The following is a 21190-nucleotide window of genomic DNA, read 5'->3' on the forward strand; positions in this document are numbered from 1 at the left end:
GGAGGAATGCCACCGTGTTCAGTACATCCATCACCCAGGGAGTCAACCCCTACTCACAGGTGCAGAAGAATACGACGGTGCGCGCGGATCAATCTCAAGCGTACCACGGAACAGCTCAAACGAGAGTCGCCGCGCAGACCGACGCTGTAGTCCTCAGCGAGGAAGCCAGACGGATGTATGGAGAGTTGGTGCCTGGCGAGAAGGCGGAGCAAGTAGAGCAGGACAACCCCAGAATTCCACCCATACATCTCTGGGAAAACCTCGTCAATGATCCTGAGTATGCTGAAGAAATGGCACGTTTCAGCGCTTATCAAATGGATAGACCACTGCTCAGAATGAACCCGGATGCTGTCCAAGTACCCGGCGGAGTCCTCATGGATGGCTCCATGCTCTATCCCGATGGCACCCCTGTCACCTTCAGCGATGGCAGTTGGCAGGAATACGAGGATGCCTTTAATCGTGAAGCTGCACTGGTACGAGAACAGCGCATTAAGGTCTATGAAGAAGCTGTGCGTAACGGAGTTTCCGGCGCAGATCTGTATCGGGTGATTCACGAGTTCAACTTCAGTCTGCCTGAATCCTATCTGGAAATAACTGGCCGAGCAAATCGGCGGGAAATGCTCTTTGCCCGGGCCGGCAACTGATGTTTCTGCCCTCGCACTTCTTTTTCGGGGTGCGAGGGCGCAGTAATATTAATTGAAAGAACTGAAAAGGAGGAAGCTTACCATGTTCAGTACATCCATTACCCAGGGAGTCAACCCCTACTCACAGGTGCAGAAAAATGCGGCGGTGCATACCGAACAGGCCCAGACGAATCATGAGCCAACCCAAACAGGTGGAGCTGTGCGAACCGATGCTGTAACCCTCAGCGAGGAGGCCAAGCGCCTGTATTATGAGGAGTGGGTGCTCCGTGAAGAACCGGAGGATGAAGAGGAGGAGACTGAGGACTCCCTCGATTTGGAATGGGCTAAAGAGGATGAGGATAAAACTATTGTAATGGAAACATTCAGGGCGTATGCGTCAGAGGGGATGTTCGCTGAAATGAACCCGGAAGAGATCTCCGTGGAAAATAACCTCATGATGACGGAGGGCTCCATAATGGAATCCGAGGATATCTCCCCTGAAGTACTGTAATGGCCGTTGTCAAGGGTGAAGTTTCGTTCAGGCCCCGCACTCCCTTGGAGTGCGGGGTTTGCTATGTGAAGAGTCTGTGGAGTTTTTCCCGGATTCTGCGTGATGATTTCCTGAAAGAGTTGCTGGTAGCCGTCCCGGCGCTGATGCGCTATACTGGTCGGTAATATGCGAGTTGACAAAGGATAATTCATGACGACCATTCCCCTGCAAACCAAATCCCTTTCCAAATCCTATGACAAGGCTCCCCCGGCCCTGCATCCCCTTGACCTGTGTCTGGAACCGGGGGAGATTTTCGGGCTCCTTGGCCCCAATGGCGCGGGCAAGACGACGCTGATTTCCATGTTGACCGGGCTGATCGACCCCAGCTCCGGCTCGGCTTCCATTATGGGGTACGATATCGCCGAGCAGAGCCTGCTGGCGCGCCTCAATGTGGGGGTTGTGCCCCAGGAGCTGGTCTCCCACGGGTTTTTCAGCATTGAACGGGTGCTGGAGTTCCACTCGGGCTACTTCGGCCTGACCGATAATCGCGAGCATATCGACTACCTGCTGCGCAAGCTGGGGCTGCACGAGCATCGCAGAAAACTGGTGCGCCAGCTTTCCGGCGGCATGAAGCGCCGCCTGCTCATTGCCAAGTCCCTGGTGCACCGTCCACCGCTGCTGCTGCTGGACGAGCCTACGGCGGGGGTGGATGTGGAGCTGCGCAATGACCTGTGGCAGTTTGTGCGGGAGTTGAACCGGGATATGGGCACCACCGTCCTGCTGACCACCCACTACATCCAGGAGGCGGAAGAGCTTTGCAACCGCATCGGCGTACTCCACCTGGGGCGGCTGATTGCCCTGGATGATACCATCAGTCTGATTCATCGCCTGACCAGGCGCATTGTCTCCATAAAACTGACGGCGGATACGGATATGTCGCGCTTTGACCCGACTCTTGTGCTGGCAGATCACTGTCTGCAGATATCCACGGCCTATGGCACCACCGTGGGCAAGCTTATTCAGGAGCTGGATATTCCCCTGGCCAGCATTGAAGATATTTCGGTGGAAGAAGGAACCCTGGAGGACGCCTTTGTGGCCTTAATCCAGGAACAGTCATTTCTGAAAAACGAGGAGGAAGCATGAATCCGTCTGCATCACGTAAAGCCATTATCCGCACGGAACTTCCTTCCGCATTCACCGGATTTCGCACCCTGCTCTCCAAGGAAATCGAACGCTTTTTCCGGGTGGCGGGGCAAACCATCCTCAGCCCCCTGATCAGTTCCTCCTTGTATCTGCTGATTTTCGGTGTCAACCTGGCAAAGCGTATCGATATTGCACCGGGGGTCAGCTACCTGCAGTTCATCATTCCCGGCCTGGTTGCCATGGGCCTTTTGAACAACGCTTTTCAGAATGCGGCCAGCTCAATTATCACGTCCAAATTCCACGGCGACTTTCAGGACCTGCGGGTGGTGCCACTGACTCCCCTGCAGATCGTGTGGGCCTACGCCTGCGCCGCGACGCTGCGGGGCGTGGTGATTGGCCTTGGGGTGGCGATGGTGGGGCAGATTTTTCACTATACGCAGTACGGCAGCTTGCTGGCCATACACAGTCCGCTGTGGCTGCTCTTTTTTGCCGCCTGCAGTGGCGTCACCTTTGGCTGCCTGGGGCTCTGTGTGGCCATCTATTCCCGCAGCTTTGATCAGGTCAGCGCGGTCAGCACCTTTGTGCTGCTGCCCCTGATCTACCTGGGAGGCGTCTTTTTCCCCCTCAGCATCATGCCCGCCTTCTGGCAGGTTGTGTCTCTGTTCAATCCGCTGCTTTACCTGATTAACGGCATACGTTATGCCTTTTTGGGTATGAGTGATATCAGTATTCTTCCTGTGGCCCTGCTGGCCTCGGGTTTTGTGCTGCTGGCGTATACGCTGGCGCTGCTGGCGGTGAAGAAGGGGAATTACGGTAGATTCTGACTTTGTCCTTTTTGACCGCGCAAAAAGGACGCAAAAACGCGCCCCCCGAACGCCCGTTTATCCGGATCGCCTGCTCGCCTGTTCTGGAGATCCGGCAGCAGGCTGCTCAAAGAGGCCCATCTGCTGCGTTGCCGGGCATCGCTCGTCGCTGCGACGTACAGGGAGTACGCCTCCCTCCTGCTTTGCCCGCGCCTTGCACCTGGGTCTCTTTGCGTTGCCTGACCCCTGCCTCTTTGCAGTGCTGCCGGACCACTCACATCCTGTGAGTGTCCCGTTCGGGTCTTGCCAGCCAGGCTTCGCACTCACCGGACGGGCTCAGGGGGGAACGGCCTGCTTCTGCCTTTCCCCCGTGTGCTGGCCCAGCCAGGACGCGCCGACTGGAACGCTATGGACCCGCAGGGTTGCCGCCACGAGGGCGGCAACCGCAAACCAAAAGCCATGGAAGGCGGTTGTTTGCGGTCCCCAGTTCCAGGCAAGCGGACGGCTGAAAAGGACAGCACTGGGGGCCGCTTCCCAGCCACTTTTTGCGGGTAAAAAGTGGCAAAAGAAACTCGTATATATATTGTGAGGATAATGTCAGGTAACGCAGTCTGTGTAGAACCATTTCGGCCATTGCAGCGTGACATCAGGGTCAGCGCTGACAACCTGTCGTTTCGGGGATGCGAAACTTCAGTTTGTCCTTTTTGACCGCGCAAAAAGGACGCAAAAACGCGCCCTTCGACGCCCGTTTATCCGGCTCCTTTGCTCGCCTGCTCTGCCGGACCACTCACTTCCTGTGAGTGTCCCGTTCGGGTCTTGCCAGCCAGGCTTCGCACTCACCGGACGGGCTCAGGGGGGACTCTCTGCTGTTCCCCCTTGGGCTGGCCCAGCCAGAGCGTGCTTCCTGGCAGTAGCAAGCAAACGGAGAATAGGCCACTTTCATAACAAACGCACCGACACACAGTATTTAAGGAGGCGATGATGCAAAAACTCGAACTGATCAGCTTCAAACTCTGTCCCTTTGTCCAGCGGGCGGTTATTGTCCTGAGGCACAAGAACATCGACTTCGATGTCACCTACATCGACCTGCAGAACAAGCCTGAGTGGTTCCTGAAGCTTTCGCCTACTGGCAGGACGCCGGTTCTCAAGGTTGGGGACGAGGTGCTGTTTGAATCGGCGGTGATTGTGGAATATCTGGACGAGGTGACACCGCCTTCGCTGCACCCGGCTGATCCGCTGATCAAGGCGCAGAATCGGGCCTGGATGGAATTTATGGGAGAGATTCAGCGGCGTATTCACGGCCTTTACACGGCGTCGGAAGAGTCGGTTTTCGAGCAGCACCGCGTTGCCATACTGGGTGATCTGGCCCGTCTGGAGGCTGTTTACCGTGGTGGGACGTTTTTCAACGGGGAGGAGTTCAATCTGATTGACGCTGTAATGGCGCCCCTGTGTCTGCGTCTGGAACTGCTCCGGGAGTTTACGGGGATGGGTTTGCTGGAAAATTGTCCCCGATTGCAGCAGTGGTCAGCTGTCCTGTTGGAAATGGAAGCAGTGCGGCTGTCGGTGGTGCCGGAATTCCCTGGGCTGTTCAGGGGCATGATTGAGCGCATGGGTGGGGTTATGGCTGCGCGCCTGACGGCTGGCTGAAACCCGAGTTTTCCATCGTAAAATGTTACCGCTCAATATTGATTTTGAATGCTTGACTTATCTGGTATTTCACTTTTCGTCTCCGGATATTGTCCTTTTTGACCGCGCAAAAAGGACACAAAAACGCGCCCCCCGAACGCCCGTTTCTCCGGATCGTTGGCTCGCCTGTTCAGGAGATCCGGCAGCAGGCTGCTCAAAGAGGCCCATCTGCTGCGTTGCCGGGCATCGCTCGTCACTGCGACGTACAGGGAGTACGCCTCGCTTCTCGCTTTACCCGCGCCTTGCACCTGGGCCTCTTTGCGTTGCCTGACCCCTGCATCCCTGCAGTGCTGCCGGACCACTCACATCCTGTGAGTGTCCCGTTCGGGTCTTGCCAGCCAGGCGTCGCACTCACCGGACGGGCTCAGGGGGGAACGGCCTGCTTCTGCCTTTCCCCCGTGTGCTGGCCCAGCCAGGACGCGCCGGCTGGAACGCTATGGACCCGCAGGGTTGCCGCCACGACGGCGGCAACCGCAAACCCAAAGCCATGGAGGGCGGTTGTTTGCGGTCCCCAGTTCCAGGCAAGAGGACGGCTGATAAGGACAGCACTGGGGGCCGCTTTTGCGCCACTTTTTGCGGGTAAAAAGTGGCAAAAGAAACTCATAAACAGGGTGAGGGCAATGCCAAGCGACACAGTCTGTGCAGAACTATTTCCGCCATTCCAGCATGGCATCAGGGTCGATCCCGACACCCAGCTGTTTCGGGGGTGCGAAACTTCTGTTACCAGCTATACCTGAAAGAGAGAATTTACAGTTTTTTTTCTCCTGAGACTTTCGTGAGATTTTCATTTGATACCATTTCCTGCAGTAGAAATTTCTGCGGAGTTATGTGTCTGAATGAAACGCAACACGACTGGGGTCTATACCGCCCTTGCCTGCACACTGAGTCCGAACCGTAAGATGCCAACGGGCGTTACGGGAAATACGGTTCCCATGGTGGATATTCCATCCATGGCGCCCGATGTGCGCCGTATGGTGCGCAAGGGGCAGGCGCGGGTGGTGCGGGGTGTGGTGCGTCAGGCGCAGTCCGGTGACCCGATCCAGCGTCTGCAGGAGATGTACATCAGCACATCCGGGGCCTGGGATCTGCTGGAGTGGTACGAAGGGCGATGGCAGCAGAGCCATCGTCACCGGTTTGGAATCAACATGTTCCTGGTGGCCTTGCTGGGGGCGATTGTCATCCATGATGATTACATTGTCGACGAGACCATGATTCTGAGTGAATATACCGACATGCTGCTCACCCAGGGAAACTGTGAGGCACTGCGTGCCCTTTCGTCGCTGGTCAATGACTATTCGTCTACTGTACAGACCATTAAACAGACGATTGCTGTTGACAGCAGCAGCTCAAAATATCTTGCATCTCATCTTATCCGCGCCGAGGCCCAAAGGGAGAGTATCTTTCTGCACCTGCCAGCCCTGGTGTATCACCTGAATTTCTTTTTTGACAGAAAACTCCAGCTGTTGCTCAGCTACTTTACGACGCTTATGGATATTCTCCCGAAGAGCGCCTTTATTGAAGCTCAGGGTTGTTATCATGCCGGATCCCTTGCCATGGGTGACAAGGTTTCGCGGGATGCGTACGGACAGTATTTCCGGGTTATGGAGGGGTTGAAGCTGTGGTGTTCCGACGCGGGCGCCGAGCACCCGGAGTGCGCGCTGATTCTGCAGGATCATCAACTTACACGTTTAGCGCGATCACAGATCAACCGGCTTATGCTGACGGTTTCGGTGTAGCGGGAGGTAGTGGTGAAGAAGAAGATTTCCCTGGATGATCTTATTCCCGGCATGTTTATAGCCGATCTGAACTGTGGATGGCTTGATCATCCTTTTGCTTCCACGCGCTTTCTGGTTCGCAATACCATGACCATCTCCAAAATCCGCGCACTGGGCATTGAGGAACTCTGGATTGATACCAGCAAGGGGCGGGATGTTCCGCGCAAGAAGGTTGAGGTGGTCATTGATGAAGCGGACAAGCAGGCTCCACCGCCTGCGGAAGCAGAGGCCGATGTCGCATCGCAGCAGGAGGTAGAGAAGAATGAGGGCCAGAAGAGTGACCTGAAGGTGGTCTTGCCACCCCAGCCGGTGCCTTTGGGCGAAGAGATTCGCATGGCGCGGCGTACCCACCACGAGGCTTCCCAGACGATCACCAACATGATGAATGATATCCGCATGGGGCGGAGCATTAAAACCGAGACTTCCGCTCCCATAGTCGAGCGCATGACCGACTCCATCTTCCGCAACCAGAACGCCCTGCTCAGCCTGGGGCGTATTCGCAATCAGGATCAGTACACCTTTCAGCATTCGGTCAGCGTCAGTGTGCTGATGATGATTTTTGCCAAAAGCCAGGGCTATGATATCGATACCATTCACCACATTGGTCAGGGGGCGCTGCTCCATGATATCGGCAAGGTGAAGGTGCCCAATGAGATTCTCAATAAACCCGGCAAGCTTACCGACGAAGAGTTTGCCATCATGAAGCAGCATGCCACCTACAGCGGCGAGATCCTCAGCGGTACGCCGGAAATTTCTCCCATCTGTGTTGAAGTGGCCGCCCAGCACCATGAGCGCTGGGATGGCTCTGGGTATCCCAAGGGGCTCAAGGGCGATCAGATCAGTCCCTACGCCCAGATGGCGGCAGTGGCCGATGTGTACGATGCCATTACCTCGGATCGCTGCTACCACAAGGGACAGCATCCCACGGTGGTGCTGCGGCGCCTGCTGGAGTGGAGTGAGCAACACTTCTGCCCCAGCATGGTGCAGCGCTTTATCCAATGTGTGGGCATCTATCCGCCGGGAACCCTGGTTCGCCTGAAAAGCGGCAAGCTTGCGGTGGTGATGGAGTCGGCCAGTGAGAAAGATGGCCGGCGTGACCTGCTGCATCCGGTGGTGCGTGCGATATTCTGCACCAAGGAACGCCGGTATATGCGCCCGGAGATCCTCGACCTCTCCTGCGAGGATGTGTGCGAGATGGTGGTTGGCTCGGAAGACCCTAAAAAATGGGGAATCAACATAGACACCTATATCGGCACGAAATAGGCGAGGCGTGAAGCTGCGGAAGACCTATTCGACATGTTTGCTGTCGTTCAATGGCGCACTTCCGCGCAGGGGCAGTGTCACCGTGAAAAGCGCTCCGCGGCCAGTGTTGCCTGCCTGAATAGTTCCTCCCATACGCTCTTCCACCAGCATCCTGGCAATGCTCAGCCCCATCCCCATTCCCTTGTGAACCTTACTGCTGATGAACGATGAAAAGATTTTTTCCACAGGATGGATGCAGATGCCCCCGCCATTATCCTCCACCTGGAGAATCAGCGTGTTTTCGCGCTGCTGCCAGGAAATATGGAGACTTGGATCGGCGGTGTTGCGTTCGCTGAAGGTGTCCAGTGCGTTTTCCAGCAGGATCATCAGCACGTGGGCAAAGGCACCGGGATATCCGAGCATGCAGAGCGCTTCGTCCGGGGCGTGGCAGTGTACGCTTGTGCGTTGAAACAGGGGGATCTCTTTAAGCATGAGCAGAACCTGTTTGATGGTGCGATCTGGAAAAAACTCCTCCCTGGTGCTGCCGGAGCTGTAGAAGTTCCTGAAATCATCAACCGTACTGCCCATAAAGGCAACGCTTTCACGCATGCGGGGTATAATGACTTCCCTGATGCGCTGCGTGTGATCATCTGCCGTTCGGGCAGGTTCAAGGTAGGTCTGCAGCTCGCTGAGCAAAGCACCAAGACGGGCGAGGGGGGTGCGCCACTGGTGGGCGATCATGCCCAGGGAGCGACCGATGACCGCAAAGCGGGACTGATTCAGCATGCTCTGCTTCTGGGATTCCAGCTCGTAGCGTCCGTCGCGACCGTCTTTTCCGATGGCCAGCGAGATGGAAGTGATGTGGAGGAAAATGTTCAGGGGAATGGCGAGGGTGACATAGTTCAGGTGTTCGATGATGCCGGATTCTCCCACGAAAAAAAGCACAGCAGAAAGCAGAAGAACCAGCCCCTGGCCGCTGAGAAAGATAAGGGCCCCGCTCTGGCGTCTCTTTACGGCGTGCCACGCGACAGCAAAAAAAGTGAGATAGAGCAACAGGTTGAAGCTGGCCATTTGCGGTGTCAGTGCGTATATGCTGGGCAGCGATGGCGCGGCAAGCCAGAGCAGAACCAGCAGACTGGTGGCCATGAGCAGTACCTGGAGCCACACATGCATTCCGGGCATGGTGCTGCTGGTTCGGAAAAAATACATGACAAAGAGAATGACGGCGATATACCCACCATAGCCGAGCACCCACATGCTGTAGAACCAGTATGTATTGGGGATGCCAAAGTCAGCGAAGCGGGTGATTCCACTGTACGCCAGCACAAAAAAGAGCGAAACCACACAGAAGCTGAAGTGGGCCAGGAATTTCGGCTGACGCAGGTCAAAGCTGCTGATGGCGCTGTAGAGAATAAACGCGAACAGCAGGCCCAGGTAAACTCCCCAGAAGAGGTATCGCTTGATAGCTTCGCGGGAGAAGTCAGTAACCGTGCTGACAAGCCACTCCACGTCAACTTCTGCAGCCGTCTGGGTGCGGGTGTAAATCGTAACCGTCTGATCGGGAGTGAGCTTCAGCAGGAAGCTGTTAAAGGGCGAAGTATTGGACGGTTCGGCTTGATTCATGTATCCCAGCCTGTGATGCTCGAGAAGGGTGTCTTCGTCGACGATATAGACATCGACATGCTGCACCAGTGGACGGGTGTTCCAGAGAATCACCGCTCTGTTCCTGGGAGCAGAATTGCTTATGGTAACGCGAGTCCACACCGGCCGAGAAGAGTAGCCCAAATAGCTGGCGGGCAGAGCCTGCCAGGTGTCGCTTGCCATGATGTCACGGTAGTTGTGCTCGGCAAGGGGGTCGTACAGGAACTCCATCCTTTCGACCAGGGAGTGCGTATTGTGCAGATGGGTCACGTCAAAGGGGAGTTGCGAAGCCGCGAAGGCGGGAGTATGCGCAAGTACAAGAATCAGCAACAGCAGAGTGCGCGCGAATGCCGTGCCCGCGGAGCGCATCAGGGCACCATGTAGCCGGAATCTTTATGACTTAGAACTTATCCATAAATTACGCCGATTTTCCTGTATGTGATTATGGCTGCCGCAAGACACGTCAACCCGTAGTGAGTGACCTCAAGCTTCTCAAAGCGCACATGAATCTTCCTGAAACGGTTGAACCAGGAAATAGATGCTTCCACTATCCAGCGCCTCGCCTTCTTTGATGGGTCACGCTTCTTGTCCTCGATCTCTTCTTTTCGCTGCTTTACATGGGGTATGTATCCGCGCTGAAGAATGCTGCTGAGCGCCTGCTTTCCCTTGTAGCCACAATCTGCGCAAAGATGCTGCTCCTGCTCTGCAGGCTTCTCGAAGACTACGCCATCAAGAACAGCTTCAAGCTGGCTCACATCATGCCGGTTCGCTCCGGTTACGACGATGGACAACGGGACGCCACGACCGTCCACCAGGACATGACGCTTGCTCCCGTTTTTTTCCCCGATCCGTCGGGTTCTTCCCTACGGTTTCAAGAGCCATTGGTGCTTTGTACATTCCGCCATCTATGCTTTGCCACTCCCAGGCAATTCCCTCCATCTCGTCATACTCAGCCAGCCCTTGACGCCAAATAGCTTCGAATACACCGGCCTTACTCCACTCAATGAAGTACTTGTGCACGGCACTGGCGCAACCAAACTGCTCCTTGGGTATGGCTTTCCACTGGCAACCGGTGCGCAGCACATAGACAATGCCGGAAAACGCCATTCTGGGGTCAAGTCGCTTCCGTCCGCCACCAGGCTTGCGTTTGTAGGTCTTGTCAGGATCTCTTTGCTGGATTGGCAGCAAAGGCTCAACTCTTTGCCAGAAAGCATCTGAGACTTCCCATGATTGCACTTTAGACATAAATCACCGCCATGAATGATCTCTCACTGAATCATTCTATAGCAAACTATCATAATGGTCAATAATTATTTATGGACAAGCTCTTACAATGGATTTGTTGCCAATTTTAGATCTGAGACGATACACCAGATTGCGCAGGCCACTGTTGGTCATATCGTGGTTCGGGTCAATATGAAAGCAGATCCGGTCGGCGTCAACCACCTGGTTGCGGTGGCGCAGCATGAAGTCCAGGAAACTCTTCTCATTGCGGGTCAGGGAAATCTCTTTGCCATCCCATTCCACGCTTTGCGTGTTGACGTTATAGGTGGCACCACTCTGGAGCTGAACCGCGATTCTGCCCCGTTGCTGGAGTTCTGTTACACAGTGCAGGAATGTACTGCGCAGTTTATCCAGGCTGACCGGCTTGACCAGATACTCCATCAGCCGCAGGCGAATGGCGGCAAACAGGTGTTCGGATTCGTTGTGAGCAGTCAGGATAATAATGGGTATATCGGGATCCTGCTGGCGGATGGCGGTGGCCACTTCCATGCCGCTGGCGCGTGGCATGGCGATATCCAGGAGAATGATGTGCGGGCGCTGCTGGTTAAAAAGCTCCATGGCCTGAGCGCCGTCCTCGGCAACAAGCACGTGGCGGAAATGGGTGCTGAGGATGCGGGCGATGGAGTCCTGCATGATGGGGTCGTCCTCGGCGAAGAGTATGGTCATTTCCTGAAGAAGCTTGAGCGGATGGTATTTCATGGAGTGCTACCCGTTGCTTCAATATGTGATTCAATGGTGAAATATACCATCTTCAGCGTCGACTGCAAACCTTTTCCGGCGCTAAGAGCGTTGTGCTAGCAGGGTGAGGGGATATGCGCAAAGCGGAGCAGCTTTTCAGCTGCTCCGCGCGGACAAGTAATACAAAGGGAATCAGTCGGTATCGGCCGGGTAGGAGCCATCTGGGCCATGGACTTCCCGTCCGGAAACCGGCGGGTTGAAGACACAGGCCATGGTCATATCCTTGAAAGCGCGCAGACGGTGCTTGTCATGCTGATCAAGGGCATACACCGTGCCTGGTTTGATGGGATAGACAACTCCGGTTGCCAGATCTTCAATCTCCCCTTCACCGGCCATACAATATACCGACTCCAGATGATTCTTATACTGGAAGAAGTTGTCCTGACCGGCAAAGATGGTGGTGATATGGAAGGAGAAACCCATCCTGTCATCCTTGAGCAGCAGACGCTGACTGACCCAGTTGCCGTTCTCCGCACGCACTTCCCGCTCGGTTCCCTGAATTTCACTCAGCGCACGTACCAGCATCAGAATTCCTCCCGCAGGCGATCCTGCTTGGTGGAAATGATTTCGCCGATGGTTGCATCAATGATGGCAATACCTTTGCGCAGCGTTTCCTCGTCGATGGTGAGTGGAGGCAGGAACTTGACCACCTGGTCATCCGCGCCGGAAAGTTCTATGACAAGGCCTTTTTCAAAGGCGATGCGTGACACTTCCTTGGCGAAGCCCAGCTCGGGGATTTCCAGACCGAAAATGAGCCCACGGCCCCGAACATTGCAGTTCAGGTCAGGGTATTTGGCGGCAATGGCCTGCAGCTCTTCTTTGAGGATCGCAGATTTATAGTGAATGGCATCGCTGAGGTCGTTGCTGTCCCAGTAGGCCAGAGTTTCTACTGAAGCCACGAAGGCCAGGTTGTTGCCGCGGAAGGTGCCGGTGTGCTCGCCGGGCTTCCACTGATCCAGCTCCGGGCGCATGAGCAGCAGTGCCAGAGGCAATCCGCCACCAATGGACTTGGAAAGGGTGACCATGTCGGGGGTGATGCCGGCGCGTTCGAAGCTGAAGAACTCGCCGCTGCGGCCATTGCCCACCTGGATCTCATCGATGATCAGCAGGATGTCGAATTCACGGCAGATCTGCTCAAGCCCCTGCAGCCATTCATCGCTGGCCACATTGATGCCACCTTCGGCCTGAATGGTCTCTACAATCACTGCTGCGGGCAGATCCAGGCCACTGCTGCCATCGGCCAGGAATTTGCGGAAGTAGTCAAGGGTGTTGACATCGGGGCCGAAGTAGCCGTCATAGGGCATAAAGCTCACATTGCTGCGGCTGATATGGGCCTCGTCCCGGTAGAAATTGTTGCCGGTTACGGCCAGGGAGCCCATGCTCAGGCCGTGGAAGCCGTTGGTGAATGCCACGATATTGGAGCGATTCTTGATCATGCGGGCCAGCTTCAGGGCCGATTCCACCGAGTTGGTGCCCGTGGGGCCGGTAAACTGTACCTTGTACTCCAGATTTCGTGGAGAGAAAACCGTGTCCTGAAGCTTCTGCAGGAAACGTTTTTTTGCGGAAGTGGCCATGTCAAGGCCGTGAACCACGCCATCTTTCTGAATGTAGTCGATCAGGGCGCTGCTGACGCGGTCGTTGTTGTGTCCATAGTTCAGGGTGCCCGCCCCGGCGAAAAAGTCAATGTACTCGTTGCCCTGTTCGTCATAGAGGTAAGAGCCTTTGGCCTTTTCAAAAATTGCCGGAAACGAGCGGATGTAGCCGCGGACCTGTGATTCCATCTGTTCAAATATACGCATGGGAATACCTACCTTTGTCTGTGTTATTGTGAGTATTGCAGTGGACCGATTTCATAGAGGACTTCGGCTTCATGACCTTCGGCGAACACCTCGCCAGCAAGAAACTCGCGTTCACGCATAGGTGCCTTGAACGTGCGGGCAATGGCGCTGAAGAGTTTCTGTGAGGGGATATTGGAAGGGCTGATGGTCGTGTGCAGGAAACGCACGGCTGTGGCGCGCTTGCGGCAGATGATATGTTCGAGCATTCGGGTTGCCAGCTGCCTGCCGCGGGCCTTTGCGGAAACGGCCACCTGCCAGATGAAGAGGATATCCGGATGCTCGGGCAGGGTGTACCCGCTGATAAACCCTGCGGCATCTCCATCTATTCTGGCAATGACACTGGTTTGGCTGAAATGTTCGCAGATAATGTGGTAACAGTACTGAGAATTGACGTCGAGGGGAGGGCACTGGCTGATAAGCCGATAGACCTCTGCCCCATCCGCAAGGGTTGGCGTGGTGAGGGTAATGGTAGACGGATCAGTGTCTCCTGTCTGTCTCATGGTAAACCTTTCAAAATGCTTTTTGTCGGCAATCATACACAGGCGGGATGAAAATGTCAAATTGACATGGTTTCCTGTAGTTCAAAGCAAGCAATTATAGCGTTATTTTACATGAATTTGCAATGCGCGCTATTTTTGCATTGACAATTAACCGCGAAACTTTCCATGTCTTTGTCAGGAGGGAGTTGAGGTTGCGAACTTGTCGCCTGGGGCGCGATCGGAGGTGTGCTGATGGTTGTTGTGGCTCTGCAGATCCAGATTTTCATAGACGAGCCGGCCGGGCTGAAGGGGAGGCGTCGCGTTCTGCGCTCCCTGCAGCAGAAGCTGCAGCGCATGAACCTGTCGGTTCTGGATGCTTCAGGTGAATACGCGGCTGAAGGCGTGCTGGAAGCGGTCGCGGCGGTGCGCTCTGAAGAGTCTGCCCGCGGTCTGGTGGAAAATATCTGGCGTCAGCTGGCTGCCTGGGAGCACGAGTGCGAGTTTGAGGTATACTGGGAAATACTGTGAGGGGCTGCTGAAATACCTCACAATACGCAGGCAATTGAAAAAAGGAACTCTTCACGGTGTAACGTCACTCGCGCCAGCCTTCCTCCCAGAGACGCTCCCTTTCGTCCGAGGACCTACGTCTCTGCCGCTCGCCATCCTGGCTCGCTTTCGGAACCCTGGCGCTCCTGCTGAAAAAGCGCTGGGTGGCCGTGAGTGGTTACGAAAAAACTCAAGCCGCCTGGTAAAAGGCTATTTTCTGCGCTTCCATCGAGCCGTCATAAAGGGGCCGCTGGTGGTAAAGAGGAAGAGAAAGAGTATTGTCAGGGGTGTCATGAGCCTGGCGCGGTACTTCTCCTGCAGCAGATCGCCCACCACGGGGTAGTAGTGAAACCACAGCAGGCAGGCGCAGATGATCATGGCCCAGGTGACAAAGCGCTTGAATTCACGACGGTAGGCCAGGCGATAAAAACCAAAGAGCATCCAGCCCACCACAAAAACCAGATAGAGTATCAGTCCCGTTTGTGCTCCCATCGCCGCTCCTTTGATCTCAACTTTCGCACCTTGTTGTCTTAGGTTAAGGTGTTATTATTCTGAAATTTATCGCGCTGAAACTGTATTGATTTTGAATGCTTGACTTATCTTGTATTCCACTTTTTGTTTCCGGATATTGTCCTTTTTGACCGCGCAAAAAGGACACAAAAACGCGCCCCCGACGCCCGTTTTTCCGGATCGTTTGCTTGCCTGTTCTGGAGATCCGGCAGACACTGCATCCCTGCAGTGCTGCCGGACCACTCACTTCCTGTGAGTGTCCCGTTCGGGTCTTGCCAGCCAGGCGTCGCACTCACCGGACGGGCTCAGGGGGGGGCGGCCTGTTTCTGCCTCTCCCCCGTGTGCTGGCCCAGCCAGAACGAGCAGACTGGAACGCTATGGACCCGCAGGGTTGCCGCCACGAGGGCGGCAACCGCAAACCAAAAGCCAGGGAAGGCGGTTGTTTGCGGTCCCCAGTTCCAGGCAAGCGGACGGCTGATAAGGACAGCACTGGGGGCCGCTTTTGCGCCACTTTTTGCGGGAAAAAAGTGGCAAAAGAAACTCATAAACAGGGTGAGGACAATGTCAAGCGACGCAGTCTGTGCAGAACTATTTCCTCCATTTCAGCATGGCATGTGGATCAGCGCCGACAACCTGCCGCTTCGGGGGTGCGAAACTTCAGTTTGATTTTTTTCCATGTTACCACAAGAACCGTGGCGGAGAAAGCCGGAGCTGCGCGGCGTGTCTTGACACCTTCGCGTTGCGGGGCGCATAATGCAAAGTTCATCTCACCCGCACAAGGACAAGTTCTGTGAAAGATGTTTTTTACTCTACCATACTGCGCAGCTTTGGCTTCCTGGTTACTCACCTGCCGTCGGGATTCCGGACTCGACTGCTCAATGCCCTCTCCAGCGCCATTTTTTTTCTGAATCGTTACCATCGCCGTATTGTGCTGACGAACCTGAAATTCGCCTTTGGTTCAGAGCTGACACCACGGGAGCGTAACGAGATCGCCCGGCGTACCTACCGCAACTTTGTCCACTATCTGGCTCATTTTCTGATGCGCTTTGGCAAGCCCATGGAGGTAATTCGCCGTTCAGTGACCATTAAAAACGAGGAGATTTTCACCACGGCCCTGGCCAGTGGAAAGCCGGTCATTGTCATTACAGCACACTATGGGAACTGGGAGCTGATCGGTCCCATGATAGGTTCTTTTTACGCTCCCATCACCGCGGTGGGCAAAAAGGTGAAATCGGAAACCATTTCCCGGGAGCTCTTTTCCCACCGGGTCATGGGGGATGTGGAAGTCCTGGAGAGTAAAGGCGCCATCAAGGGCCTGATGAAAGCCATGAAGGCGGGCAGGGTTCTGGGCCTCGTGGTGGATCAGAATACCCGCAAGAAGGAGAGTGTGGTGGTAGATTTTTTTGGTCGCCGCGCCCGCCATATCGATTCCGCCGCCCGCCTGGCTCGCCGCACCGGGGCCATCATTGTGCCGGTGTTTGTCCACAGTGAAGATCATCAGCACTTCATCATGACCTTCCACGAACCCATCCTCACGGCCAGAACCGATGACGAACAGAGCGATATTCTCGCAAGCGTCCAGGCCCAGGCCAGCATCACCGAACAGGTCATTCGCCAGAAGCCCGATGAGTACTTCTGGTTTCACAAGCGTTTCAAAGCAGAGTATCCACAGCTCTACACAAAGAAGCGCTGAGCGGCAACAGTGCACAAGGAGGACACGGTGTTTGAAAATCTGAAAGGCAAAAAAGTCACCATATTCCTGAACTGCTCAAGCTGGAGCGAATACCGCGTCACAGGTGAAGTGACGGGCGCTGACGACACCTGGATGTATCTGAAGCGCAAAAATGATGAGGACATTGTGAGGATTTCGGAGATAAAACGAATACTGATTCAAAATTCCCGCTAAAAGCCGGAAGAGTCGATACCACAAAACACGAAAAAGGCGGGGAGAGTCTGCACCGCACATGAACGCCCGTGGGATAATGCGCGCAACAGGCTGCTGAAAAACCCTCATCTGCGGTGTTGCCCGCTGTCGTTCGCTGCTGCAACGTACGGGGAGTACGCTTCTCGCCACGCTCTGCGGGTGCCTTGCACCTGAGCACTTTTCAATTGCCTGCGTATTTTGAAGTATTTCAGCAAACTGTTAAGTGCAGAAGAAGCGTTTGCCTCGCTGAGTCGCAGGGATCAGGCAAGAAACTCCACGTACAGCACCCAGCCCCAGATCACGATGGTCGTCACAAAGGACATGAACACCAGGGCGCTGCCGGCGTCCTTGGCGCGTTTGGCCATTTCGTGGAATTCCTGAGTCACCAGATCCACCGCTCTTTCTATGGCGCTGTTGGCCAGTTCGGCCAGCAGGGGAATGAAAAGCGATACACTGAGTACTGCCTTGGCGACGGTGGTGACGGGCAGGAATATGGCGATTGCCTGAAAAATGACAAAGAGCACCACTTCAATCCGGAACGATGACTCGGTGCGCAGAATGTCCCGCAAGCCATCCAGGGCGTAAGACGCATTGCGCAACAGGTGGTAGGGTGGATTCTGGCGACGGGACGTTTTGTTTTCCATGGGAAATCCTCAGGTACGGTGGAGAGAAGCTGGCTGGCGATAACCGTGCATCAGCTGCTGCCATTGCCAGGGGGTATAGTGTCCCAGTTTGTACAGGGAACGGCTCAGCCGCTCCAGGTTGCCGTGCTGCCAGTGGGAATCGGGATCGCGCAGCTGGCATCGGTCAAAGTCAATCAGGTACACCTGTTTATGGCTGTCGATGAGAATATTGCGGATATTCAGATCCACGTGGTCCAGGCCGGCCCGGTGGAATGTGGCAATGGTTGCGCCGATGCGCTGCCACAGGTCCATGGATATCTGCCTGCTCATGAGCCACTGGTCGAGGGTCAGAGAGTCGGCGATATATTCGGTCATGATATCGGCGGTGTACCAGAAGCCCCGGCGCAGTACCCGGCCAGCCACCGGATTGGGCACAGAGAGTCCCATGTCGCGAAGCTTCAGCAATAATGTCAATTCGCGATAGGGTCTGGTGTCCTTCAGGCCCTGCCAGAGGTATTTGTCGCGGTTCAGCCGGGCGATAATGCCGCCCCGCAGATAGTGCCGCAGGACGACGGTGGTGTCGCCGATGCGCAGGATCTGACTGTTGCCGCGCCCCAGGGCTTCTCCCTGCTGAACAGCGTGTTGCTGCCGCCAGCTGGGGTCGAACCACCGGGCTTCCCCGTGACCATCACAGCTGAGCAGAAAGTGTCCGGGAGCCAGGGTGTGTGTATGAAATGCCGTCATGAAATCTGTTCCTTTATCAGAAAGCTTCGAAAACATTAAAATAGATGCCGCTGCTGTCTTCAGCCCGCGCCAGGTCGAGGCGCAGGTTTACGGCTTCCGTGCGACTGGCCCGGTAGCGCAGCCCGGCGCCTCCCGACCATTTCAGGTCTTCCGATGCCAGTTCCCCCAGGTTGCGGCCTACTGCGCCGGTGCCGGCAAAAAAAGCCAGAGCCCAGGGCCCCGGAGGCAGAGGGACGCGGTACTCTGCCTGAAGTACCGCCATGTCCCGGTCACGAAAGCGCCCGGAATAGTATCCGCGCATCAGGGCGGGGGAAGAATCGCCCAGCATGGAGAGTTCCTGGAAGGGGACGGTTCCCCGGTTGATGCTGGCGTATTGATGCAGGGCCAGCACGTGGCGGCCCCCAACGGCGATATACTGGCGGCTGTCCAGGGTGGTTCGCGCAAAGGAGTAGTCCGAACCCAGCTGCTGCGTGTAGCGCACCGCGTTGATCTGAATGAAATGACCTGCAAAAGGAAAGAAGGTGTCGTCCCGGGTATCGTGGCTGACCGCGATTCCCAGGCCGGCAAGGGTTCCTCCGTCAATGCCGTCTGGCAGGTGGGTTTCCAGTAGTCCGCCCTCTTCTGTATCACGGATACGGTACCTTTTCCAGTCGATGATCGGACCCATCCAGAAATCATTTCCCAGCGAGTGCTGCAGCTCGATACGTGCCACGGTATTGCGCGAGGCGAAATGCTCGCGATCACCGCGACGGGTGTCGTTGCCAAGGCCGAAGAATTCATCGGGCCAGTCTTCAAAGGCTACCCTCGCACTGGTGCGCACTGTGCTGCCAAAGGAAATACTTGGATTGAACTCAAGGCTGAGCTGTTCCTTTTCCGAGTAGGCCAGGGCGATCAGGAAACTTGACGCCGCAGACTGCTGCGGCCCTCGGAAGGTTCCAATGGCGCAGAGGGTCATGGCGGCACCGGTTTCCGGTGTATAGATGGGGAAGGGAATGAAAATCCACTCGGAACTTCCTGTGGAAGCAGCGTTCTCAGCGCAGGCCCCCTGCGCGCTCGCCAGCAGAAAGCAAAGGCAGAGCAACAGGGGCCTGATTGTCCGGCCGCTTCGCGCGATGTGCGCCATGGGCATCCTACTCCTCTTTTTTGTCTCCCTCAAAGGGCAGAATGCCATCAAGCTGCTGGAATGGCTGCTGGGAAAAGCTCTTTCTGGTTTCAGCGCGTGCCACCGTCTTCGTTTGCCCACTGTCTGAAGGCTCCGGCTGCACGCTTTTTTTCACTGGCGTGGCTGGCAGCTCTTCAGGCTGCTCGGCACGGTCGCCATTTCCTTCATCACCACGATAAAAGCGACGATCCAGCAGGCGGTGATAGTCCGTCCAGGGCGAGTTGCTCTTCCCCGCTGCTTCAAACAAACCGTTGATGGTGTTGATTTTGGCGTCCAGATCGTCCAGGTGGTGAACCACGAGCGCCTCCAGGGTTTTGGGGCGCTTGGGGGAACCATATTCCAGCAGGCCGTGGTGGCTGAGGATGATGTGTTTGATCTCCATGCTCAACTCTGCCGGAAACTGGGGAAACTTGCGCACGAAACGGTCGAAAATTTCGCAGCCCATGTACAGGTGGCCGAGCAGGATGCCGGGGGTACTGTATTCGAAAGCGGTCTTGTATTCCAGCTCGTAGATTTTGCCAATGTCGTGGAAGAACGTGCCCGCCAGCACTTTGTCCTGGTTGATCTCCGGATAGTGGGGGCAGACGCGCAGCGCCAGGCCCATCACCGAAACCAGGTGCTCCAGCAGGCCGCCCAGGTAGGCGTGATGCATGGATTTCGCAGCCGGAGCTGTCTGCAGCAGGTGCTTCATTTCCGGATCCTGACTGACGGTAACCAGCAGCTTTTTCAGGTGCGGGTTCTGGATTCTGGCGATCATGCTTTCCAGCTCCTGGTACAGGACATTGACGTCCCTGCTGGTGACGGGAAGAAACTTGTCGCGATCAAAAGCCGCTCCAGAGGCGGCGATGGAAGAGATGTTGACCTGCAGGTTCCCCTTGAATTCCTGAATGGTGCCCTTGACCGTGACCACCTGGCCCTCTTTGAACTCCGGTGAGCCTGCCTGGTAGTTCCAGTTGTATCCATCCAGCTGGCCGGTGCGATCCTGGAGCTTGATGAACTGATAATCCTTGCCGTTGCGGGCTTGTTTTATGGCGTGCTGAACCACCAGCAGATCTTCGTGAATGACCTTCCCGGCCTGAAATTCTCCAATAAACAACGGTATTTCCCTTTCATATCCACTTTTCCGGATTTTGTGAAAATATGGTAAATTTTTTGTGGCATATCTGTTAAATACATGTCAAGAATACGATCTTGTGCCCTGAAAAAGATACATGATTCAGGGGTTGAAGAAAAACATTTTTTCAGACTGACGGGAGTACATGAAACTATGAGCCTCATCTCAGGACTCTTTGGCCCGGATCCGCTCAAGGCCATTCAGACACACATGGAAGCGGTCAAGGAATGCATTGATCAGCTTGACCCTGCCATCCAGTACTGGTTGGCCGAAGATTTCGACAACCTGAAACTGGTCGCCAAGAAAATCATGAAGTTCGAGAATGAAGCCGATCGCGTCCAGGCTTCTTCGCGCGCCTCTTTTCCCACCAGCATGTTCATGCCCGTCTCCCGCAAAAGCCTTTTCAAGCTCCTGAAAAAGCAGGACAGCATCGCCAACGATGTTGAAGATATCGCCTTTATTCTCACCGTCCGCAAAACCTACCTCCATCCCCAACTGCGTGAACCCTTCATGGCCTTCTACGGCAAGGTGCAGGAGATCCTGGCCGCTACCCTGGAACTGATGACGGAAGTGGAAAACGTCTTTGACAGCGGCTTCGGCGCCCCGCAGAAAAAGGATTTCGCCAGCAAGGTCGAGCACATCATCTTCCTGGAATGGGAGTGCGACAAGCGCCAGTACAAGCTGGCCCAGCACGTCTATGCCCTGGAGGAAGAGATCTGCCCCGTCACCATCTTCATGCTCGTCGAGCTCACCAAAAAGCTGGGCGAAATGGCCAATGCCGCAGAGAGACTGGCGGAGTCCACCGCAGAGGTACTCTCCGAGTGA

Annotated in this window: 22 protein-coding genes; 11 read left to right on the plus strand and 11 right to left on the minus strand. The window is 55.5% G+C overall.

All coding sequences use genetic code 11. The annotated features are described in order from the left end of the window. Positions 1–14 precede the first annotated feature (14 nt). The 7 genes from SELIN_RS05170 (at position 15) to SELIN_RS05210 (ending at position 7783) form a co-directional block, all read left to right on the plus strand. Positions 15–644, plus strand: a complete 630-nt coding sequence (locus tag SELIN_RS05170) for a hypothetical protein (protein WP_013505623.1) — start codon at positions 15–17, stop codon at positions 642–644. An 82-nt stretch (positions 645–726) separates the two neighbouring features. Then, positions 727–1134 carry a hypothetical protein gene (locus SELIN_RS05175; RefSeq protein ID WP_013505624.1) on the plus strand — a complete coding sequence of 136 codons (408 nt, stop codon included), beginning with the start codon at positions 727–729 and terminating at the stop codon, positions 1132–1134. Positions 1135–1323: 189 nt separating this feature from the next. Further along, positions 1324–2256 (plus strand): ABC transporter ATP-binding protein, encoded by a 933-nt coding sequence (locus tag SELIN_RS05180; RefSeq protein ID WP_013505626.1) that lies wholly within the window; start codon positions 1324–1326, stop codon positions 2254–2256. Further along, positions 2253–3080 (plus strand): ABC transporter permease, encoded by an 828-nt coding sequence (locus tag SELIN_RS05185; RefSeq protein WP_013505627.1) that lies wholly within the window; start codon positions 2253–2255, stop codon positions 3078–3080. Before SELIN_RS05180 ends, SELIN_RS05185 begins: the two co-directional genes overlap by 4 nt. A gap of 960 nt (positions 3081–4040) precedes the next feature. Continuing rightward, positions 4041–4706, plus strand: coding sequence for a glutathione S-transferase family protein (locus tag SELIN_RS05190; RefSeq protein WP_013505628.1), 666 nt, complete (start codon positions 4041–4043; stop codon positions 4704–4706). A gap of 875 nt (positions 4707–5581) precedes the next feature. Further along, positions 5582–6481, plus strand: a complete 900-nt coding sequence (locus SELIN_RS05205; protein WP_013505629.1) for a hypothetical protein — start codon at positions 5582–5584, stop codon at positions 6479–6481. 12 nt (positions 6482–6493) lie between these two features. Then, positions 6494–7783: an HD-GYP domain-containing protein gene (locus tag SELIN_RS05210; protein WP_013505630.1), complete on the plus strand. Its 1290-nt coding sequence runs from the start codon at positions 6494–6496 to the stop codon at positions 7781–7783. 24 nt (positions 7784–7807) lie between these two features. Here SELIN_RS05210 and SELIN_RS05215 read toward each other — a convergent pair whose 3' ends face one another. The 6 genes from SELIN_RS05215 to ectA all read right to left on the minus strand — a co-directional run bounded on the left by SELIN_RS05215 (position 7808) and on the right by ectA (position 13763). Then, positions 7808–9772 (minus strand): sensor histidine kinase, encoded by a 1965-nt coding sequence (locus SELIN_RS05215; RefSeq protein WP_013505631.1) that lies wholly within the window; start codon positions 9770–9772, stop codon positions 7808–7810. Between the two features lie 38 nt (positions 9773–9810). Beyond that, positions 9811–10648, minus strand: a protein-coding gene (locus SELIN_RS14585) for an IS5 family transposase (protein ID WP_013506402.1) whose coding sequence is annotated in 2 segments (ribosomal slippage) — positions 9811–10242 and positions 10244–10648 — 837 coding nt in all. Because the reading frame shifts where the segments join, the coding sequence is not laid out codon by codon here. A 69-nt stretch (positions 10649–10717) separates the two neighbouring features. After that, positions 10718–11386 (minus strand): response regulator transcription factor, encoded by a 669-nt coding sequence (locus SELIN_RS05230; RefSeq protein ID WP_013505632.1) that lies wholly within the window; start codon positions 11384–11386, stop codon positions 10718–10720. 171 nt (positions 11387–11557) lie between these two features. After that, positions 11558–11950, minus strand: a complete 393-nt coding sequence (locus SELIN_RS05235) for an ectoine synthase (protein WP_013505633.1) — start codon at positions 11948–11950, stop codon at positions 11558–11560. After that, entirely contained in the window at positions 11950–13224 is a 1275-nt protein-coding gene (ectB, locus tag SELIN_RS05240; protein ID WP_013505634.1) for a diaminobutyrate--2-oxoglutarate transaminase, read from the minus strand. The genes SELIN_RS05235 and ectB overlap by 1 nt, the downstream gene beginning before the upstream one ends. Before the next feature lie 23 nt (positions 13225–13247). Continuing rightward, on the minus strand, positions 13248–13763 hold the full coding sequence (gene ectA / locus SELIN_RS05245) for a diaminobutyrate acetyltransferase (protein ID WP_041726611.1): 516 nt from the start codon (positions 13761–13763) through the stop codon (positions 13248–13250). Positions 13764–13994: 231 nt separating this feature from the next. Between ectA and SELIN_RS05250 the strand changes: the two genes are divergently transcribed. Then, positions 13995–14270: a DUF503 family protein gene (locus tag SELIN_RS05250; RefSeq protein ID WP_013505636.1), complete on the plus strand. Its 276-nt coding sequence runs from the start codon at positions 13995–13997 to the stop codon at positions 14268–14270. Positions 14271–14498: 228 nt separating this feature from the next. On the opposite strand, the gene SELIN_RS05255 is transcribed toward SELIN_RS05250, so the two are convergent. Next, positions 14499–14780 (minus strand): hypothetical protein, encoded by a 282-nt coding sequence (locus tag SELIN_RS05255; RefSeq protein ID WP_013505637.1) that lies wholly within the window; start codon positions 14778–14780, stop codon positions 14499–14501. A gap of 808 nt (positions 14781–15588) precedes the next feature. On the opposite strand from SELIN_RS05255, the gene SELIN_RS05260 reads away from it, so the two are divergent. Together SELIN_RS05260 and SELIN_RS05265 are read left to right on the plus strand one after the other, a co-directional pair. Beyond that, the gene (locus tag SELIN_RS05260) at positions 15589–16491 is read left to right on the plus strand and encodes a lipid A biosynthesis lauroyl acyltransferase (RefSeq protein WP_013505639.1); all 903 of its coding nucleotides are present in this window, start codon (positions 15589–15591) and stop codon (positions 16489–16491) included. Positions 16492–16518: 27 nt separating this feature from the next. Continuing rightward, positions 16519–16704: a hypothetical protein gene (locus SELIN_RS05265; RefSeq protein WP_041725939.1), complete on the plus strand. Its 186-nt coding sequence runs from the start codon at positions 16519–16521 to the stop codon at positions 16702–16704. 278 nt (positions 16705–16982) lie between these two features. Here the strand turns inward: SELIN_RS05265 and SELIN_RS05270 are convergent, their stop codons facing one another. Genes SELIN_RS05270 through SELIN_RS05285 form a run of 4 tightly spaced genes read right to left on the minus strand, consistent with a single transcriptional unit; the run spans position 16983 to position 20347 of the window. After that, entirely contained in the window at positions 16983–17366 is a 384-nt protein-coding gene (locus SELIN_RS05270) for a diacylglycerol kinase (protein WP_013505641.1), read from the minus strand. 9 nt (positions 17367–17375) lie between these two features. After that, complete coding sequence (locus tag SELIN_RS05275; RefSeq protein ID WP_013505642.1) at positions 17376–18089, minus strand: 3-deoxy-D-manno-octulosonic acid kinase; 714 nt, start codon at positions 18087–18089, stop codon at positions 17376–17378. 16 nt (positions 18090–18105) lie between these two features. Further along, a complete protein-coding gene (locus SELIN_RS05280) occupies positions 18106–19212 on the minus strand; it encodes a BamA/TamA family outer membrane protein (protein ID WP_013505643.1) in 1107 nt (368 codons plus the stop codon). Positions 19213–19219: 7 nt separating this feature from the next. Next, complete coding sequence (locus SELIN_RS05285) at positions 19220–20347, minus strand: 3'-5' exoribonuclease YhaM family protein (protein WP_013505644.1); 1128 nt, start codon at positions 20345–20347, stop codon at positions 19220–19222. A gap of 171 nt (positions 20348–20518) precedes the next feature. On the opposite strand from SELIN_RS05285, the gene SELIN_RS05290 reads away from it, so the two are divergent. After that, on the plus strand, positions 20519–21190 hold the full coding sequence (locus SELIN_RS05290; RefSeq protein WP_013505645.1) for a TIGR00153 family protein: 672 nt from the start codon (positions 20519–20521) through the stop codon (positions 21188–21190).

Origin of the sequence: Desulfurispirillum indicum S5, from assembly GCF_000177635.2 — a bacterium.
Classification (GTDB): domain Bacteria; phylum Chrysiogenota; class Chrysiogenetes; order Chrysiogenales; family Chrysiogenaceae; genus Desulfurispirillum; species Desulfurispirillum indicum.

What these genes read in the sequence shown, in the direction of transcription:
- SELIN_RS05175 (WP_013505624.1), top strand. Translation starts at nt 727, where the DNA reads ATGTTCAGTACATCCATTACCCAGGGAGTCAACCCCTACTCACAGGTG.
- SELIN_RS05180 (WP_013505626.1), top strand. Translation starts at nt 1,324, where the DNA reads ATGACGACCATTCCCCTGCAAACCAAATCCCTTTCCAAATCCTATGAC.
- SELIN_RS05185 (WP_013505627.1), top strand. Translation starts at nt 2,253, where the DNA reads ATGAATCCGTCTGCATCACGTAAAGCCATTATCCGCACGGAACTTCCT.
- SELIN_RS05190 (WP_013505628.1), top strand. Translation starts at nt 4,041, where the DNA reads ATGCAAAAACTCGAACTGATCAGCTTCAAACTCTGTCCCTTTGTCCAG.
- SELIN_RS05205 (WP_013505629.1), top strand. Translation starts at nt 5,582, where the DNA reads ATGAAACGCAACACGACTGGGGTCTATACCGCCCTTGCCTGCACACTG.
- SELIN_RS05215 (WP_013505631.1), bottom strand. Translation starts at nt 9,772, where the DNA reads ATGCGCTCCGCGGGCACGGCATTCGCGCGCACTCTGCTGTTGCTGATT.
- SELIN_RS05230 (WP_013505632.1), bottom strand. Translation starts at nt 11,386, where the DNA reads ATGAAATACCATCCGCTCAAGCTTCTTCAGGAAATGACCATACTCTTC.
- SELIN_RS05235 (WP_013505633.1), bottom strand. Translation starts at nt 11,950, where the DNA reads ATGCTGGTACGTGCGCTGAGTGAAATTCAGGGAACCGAGCGGGAAGTG.
- ectB (WP_013505634.1), bottom strand. Translation starts at nt 13,224, where the DNA reads ATGCGTATATTTGAACAGATGGAATCACAGGTCCGCGGCTACATCCGC.
- ectA (WP_041726611.1), bottom strand. Translation starts at nt 13,763, where the DNA reads ATGAGACAGACAGGAGACACTGATCCGTCTACCATTACCCTCACCACG.
- SELIN_RS05250 (WP_013505636.1), top strand. Translation starts at nt 13,995, where the DNA reads ATGGTTGTTGTGGCTCTGCAGATCCAGATTTTCATAGACGAGCCGGCC.
- SELIN_RS05255 (WP_013505637.1), bottom strand. Translation starts at nt 14,780, where the DNA reads ATGGGAGCACAAACGGGACTGATACTCTATCTGGTTTTTGTGGTGGGC.
- SELIN_RS05270 (WP_013505641.1), bottom strand. Translation starts at nt 17,366, where the DNA reads ATGGAAAACAAAACGTCCCGTCGCCAGAATCCACCCTACCACCTGTTG.
- SELIN_RS05275 (WP_013505642.1), bottom strand. Translation starts at nt 18,089, where the DNA reads ATGACGGCATTTCATACACACACCCTGGCTCCCGGACACTTTCTGCTC.
- SELIN_RS05280 (WP_013505643.1), bottom strand. Translation starts at nt 19,212, where the DNA reads ATGGCGCACATCGCGCGAAGCGGCCGGACAATCAGGCCCCTGTTGCTC.
- SELIN_RS05290 (WP_013505645.1), top strand. Translation starts at nt 20,519, where the DNA reads ATGAGCCTCATCTCAGGACTCTTTGGCCCGGATCCGCTCAAGGCCATT.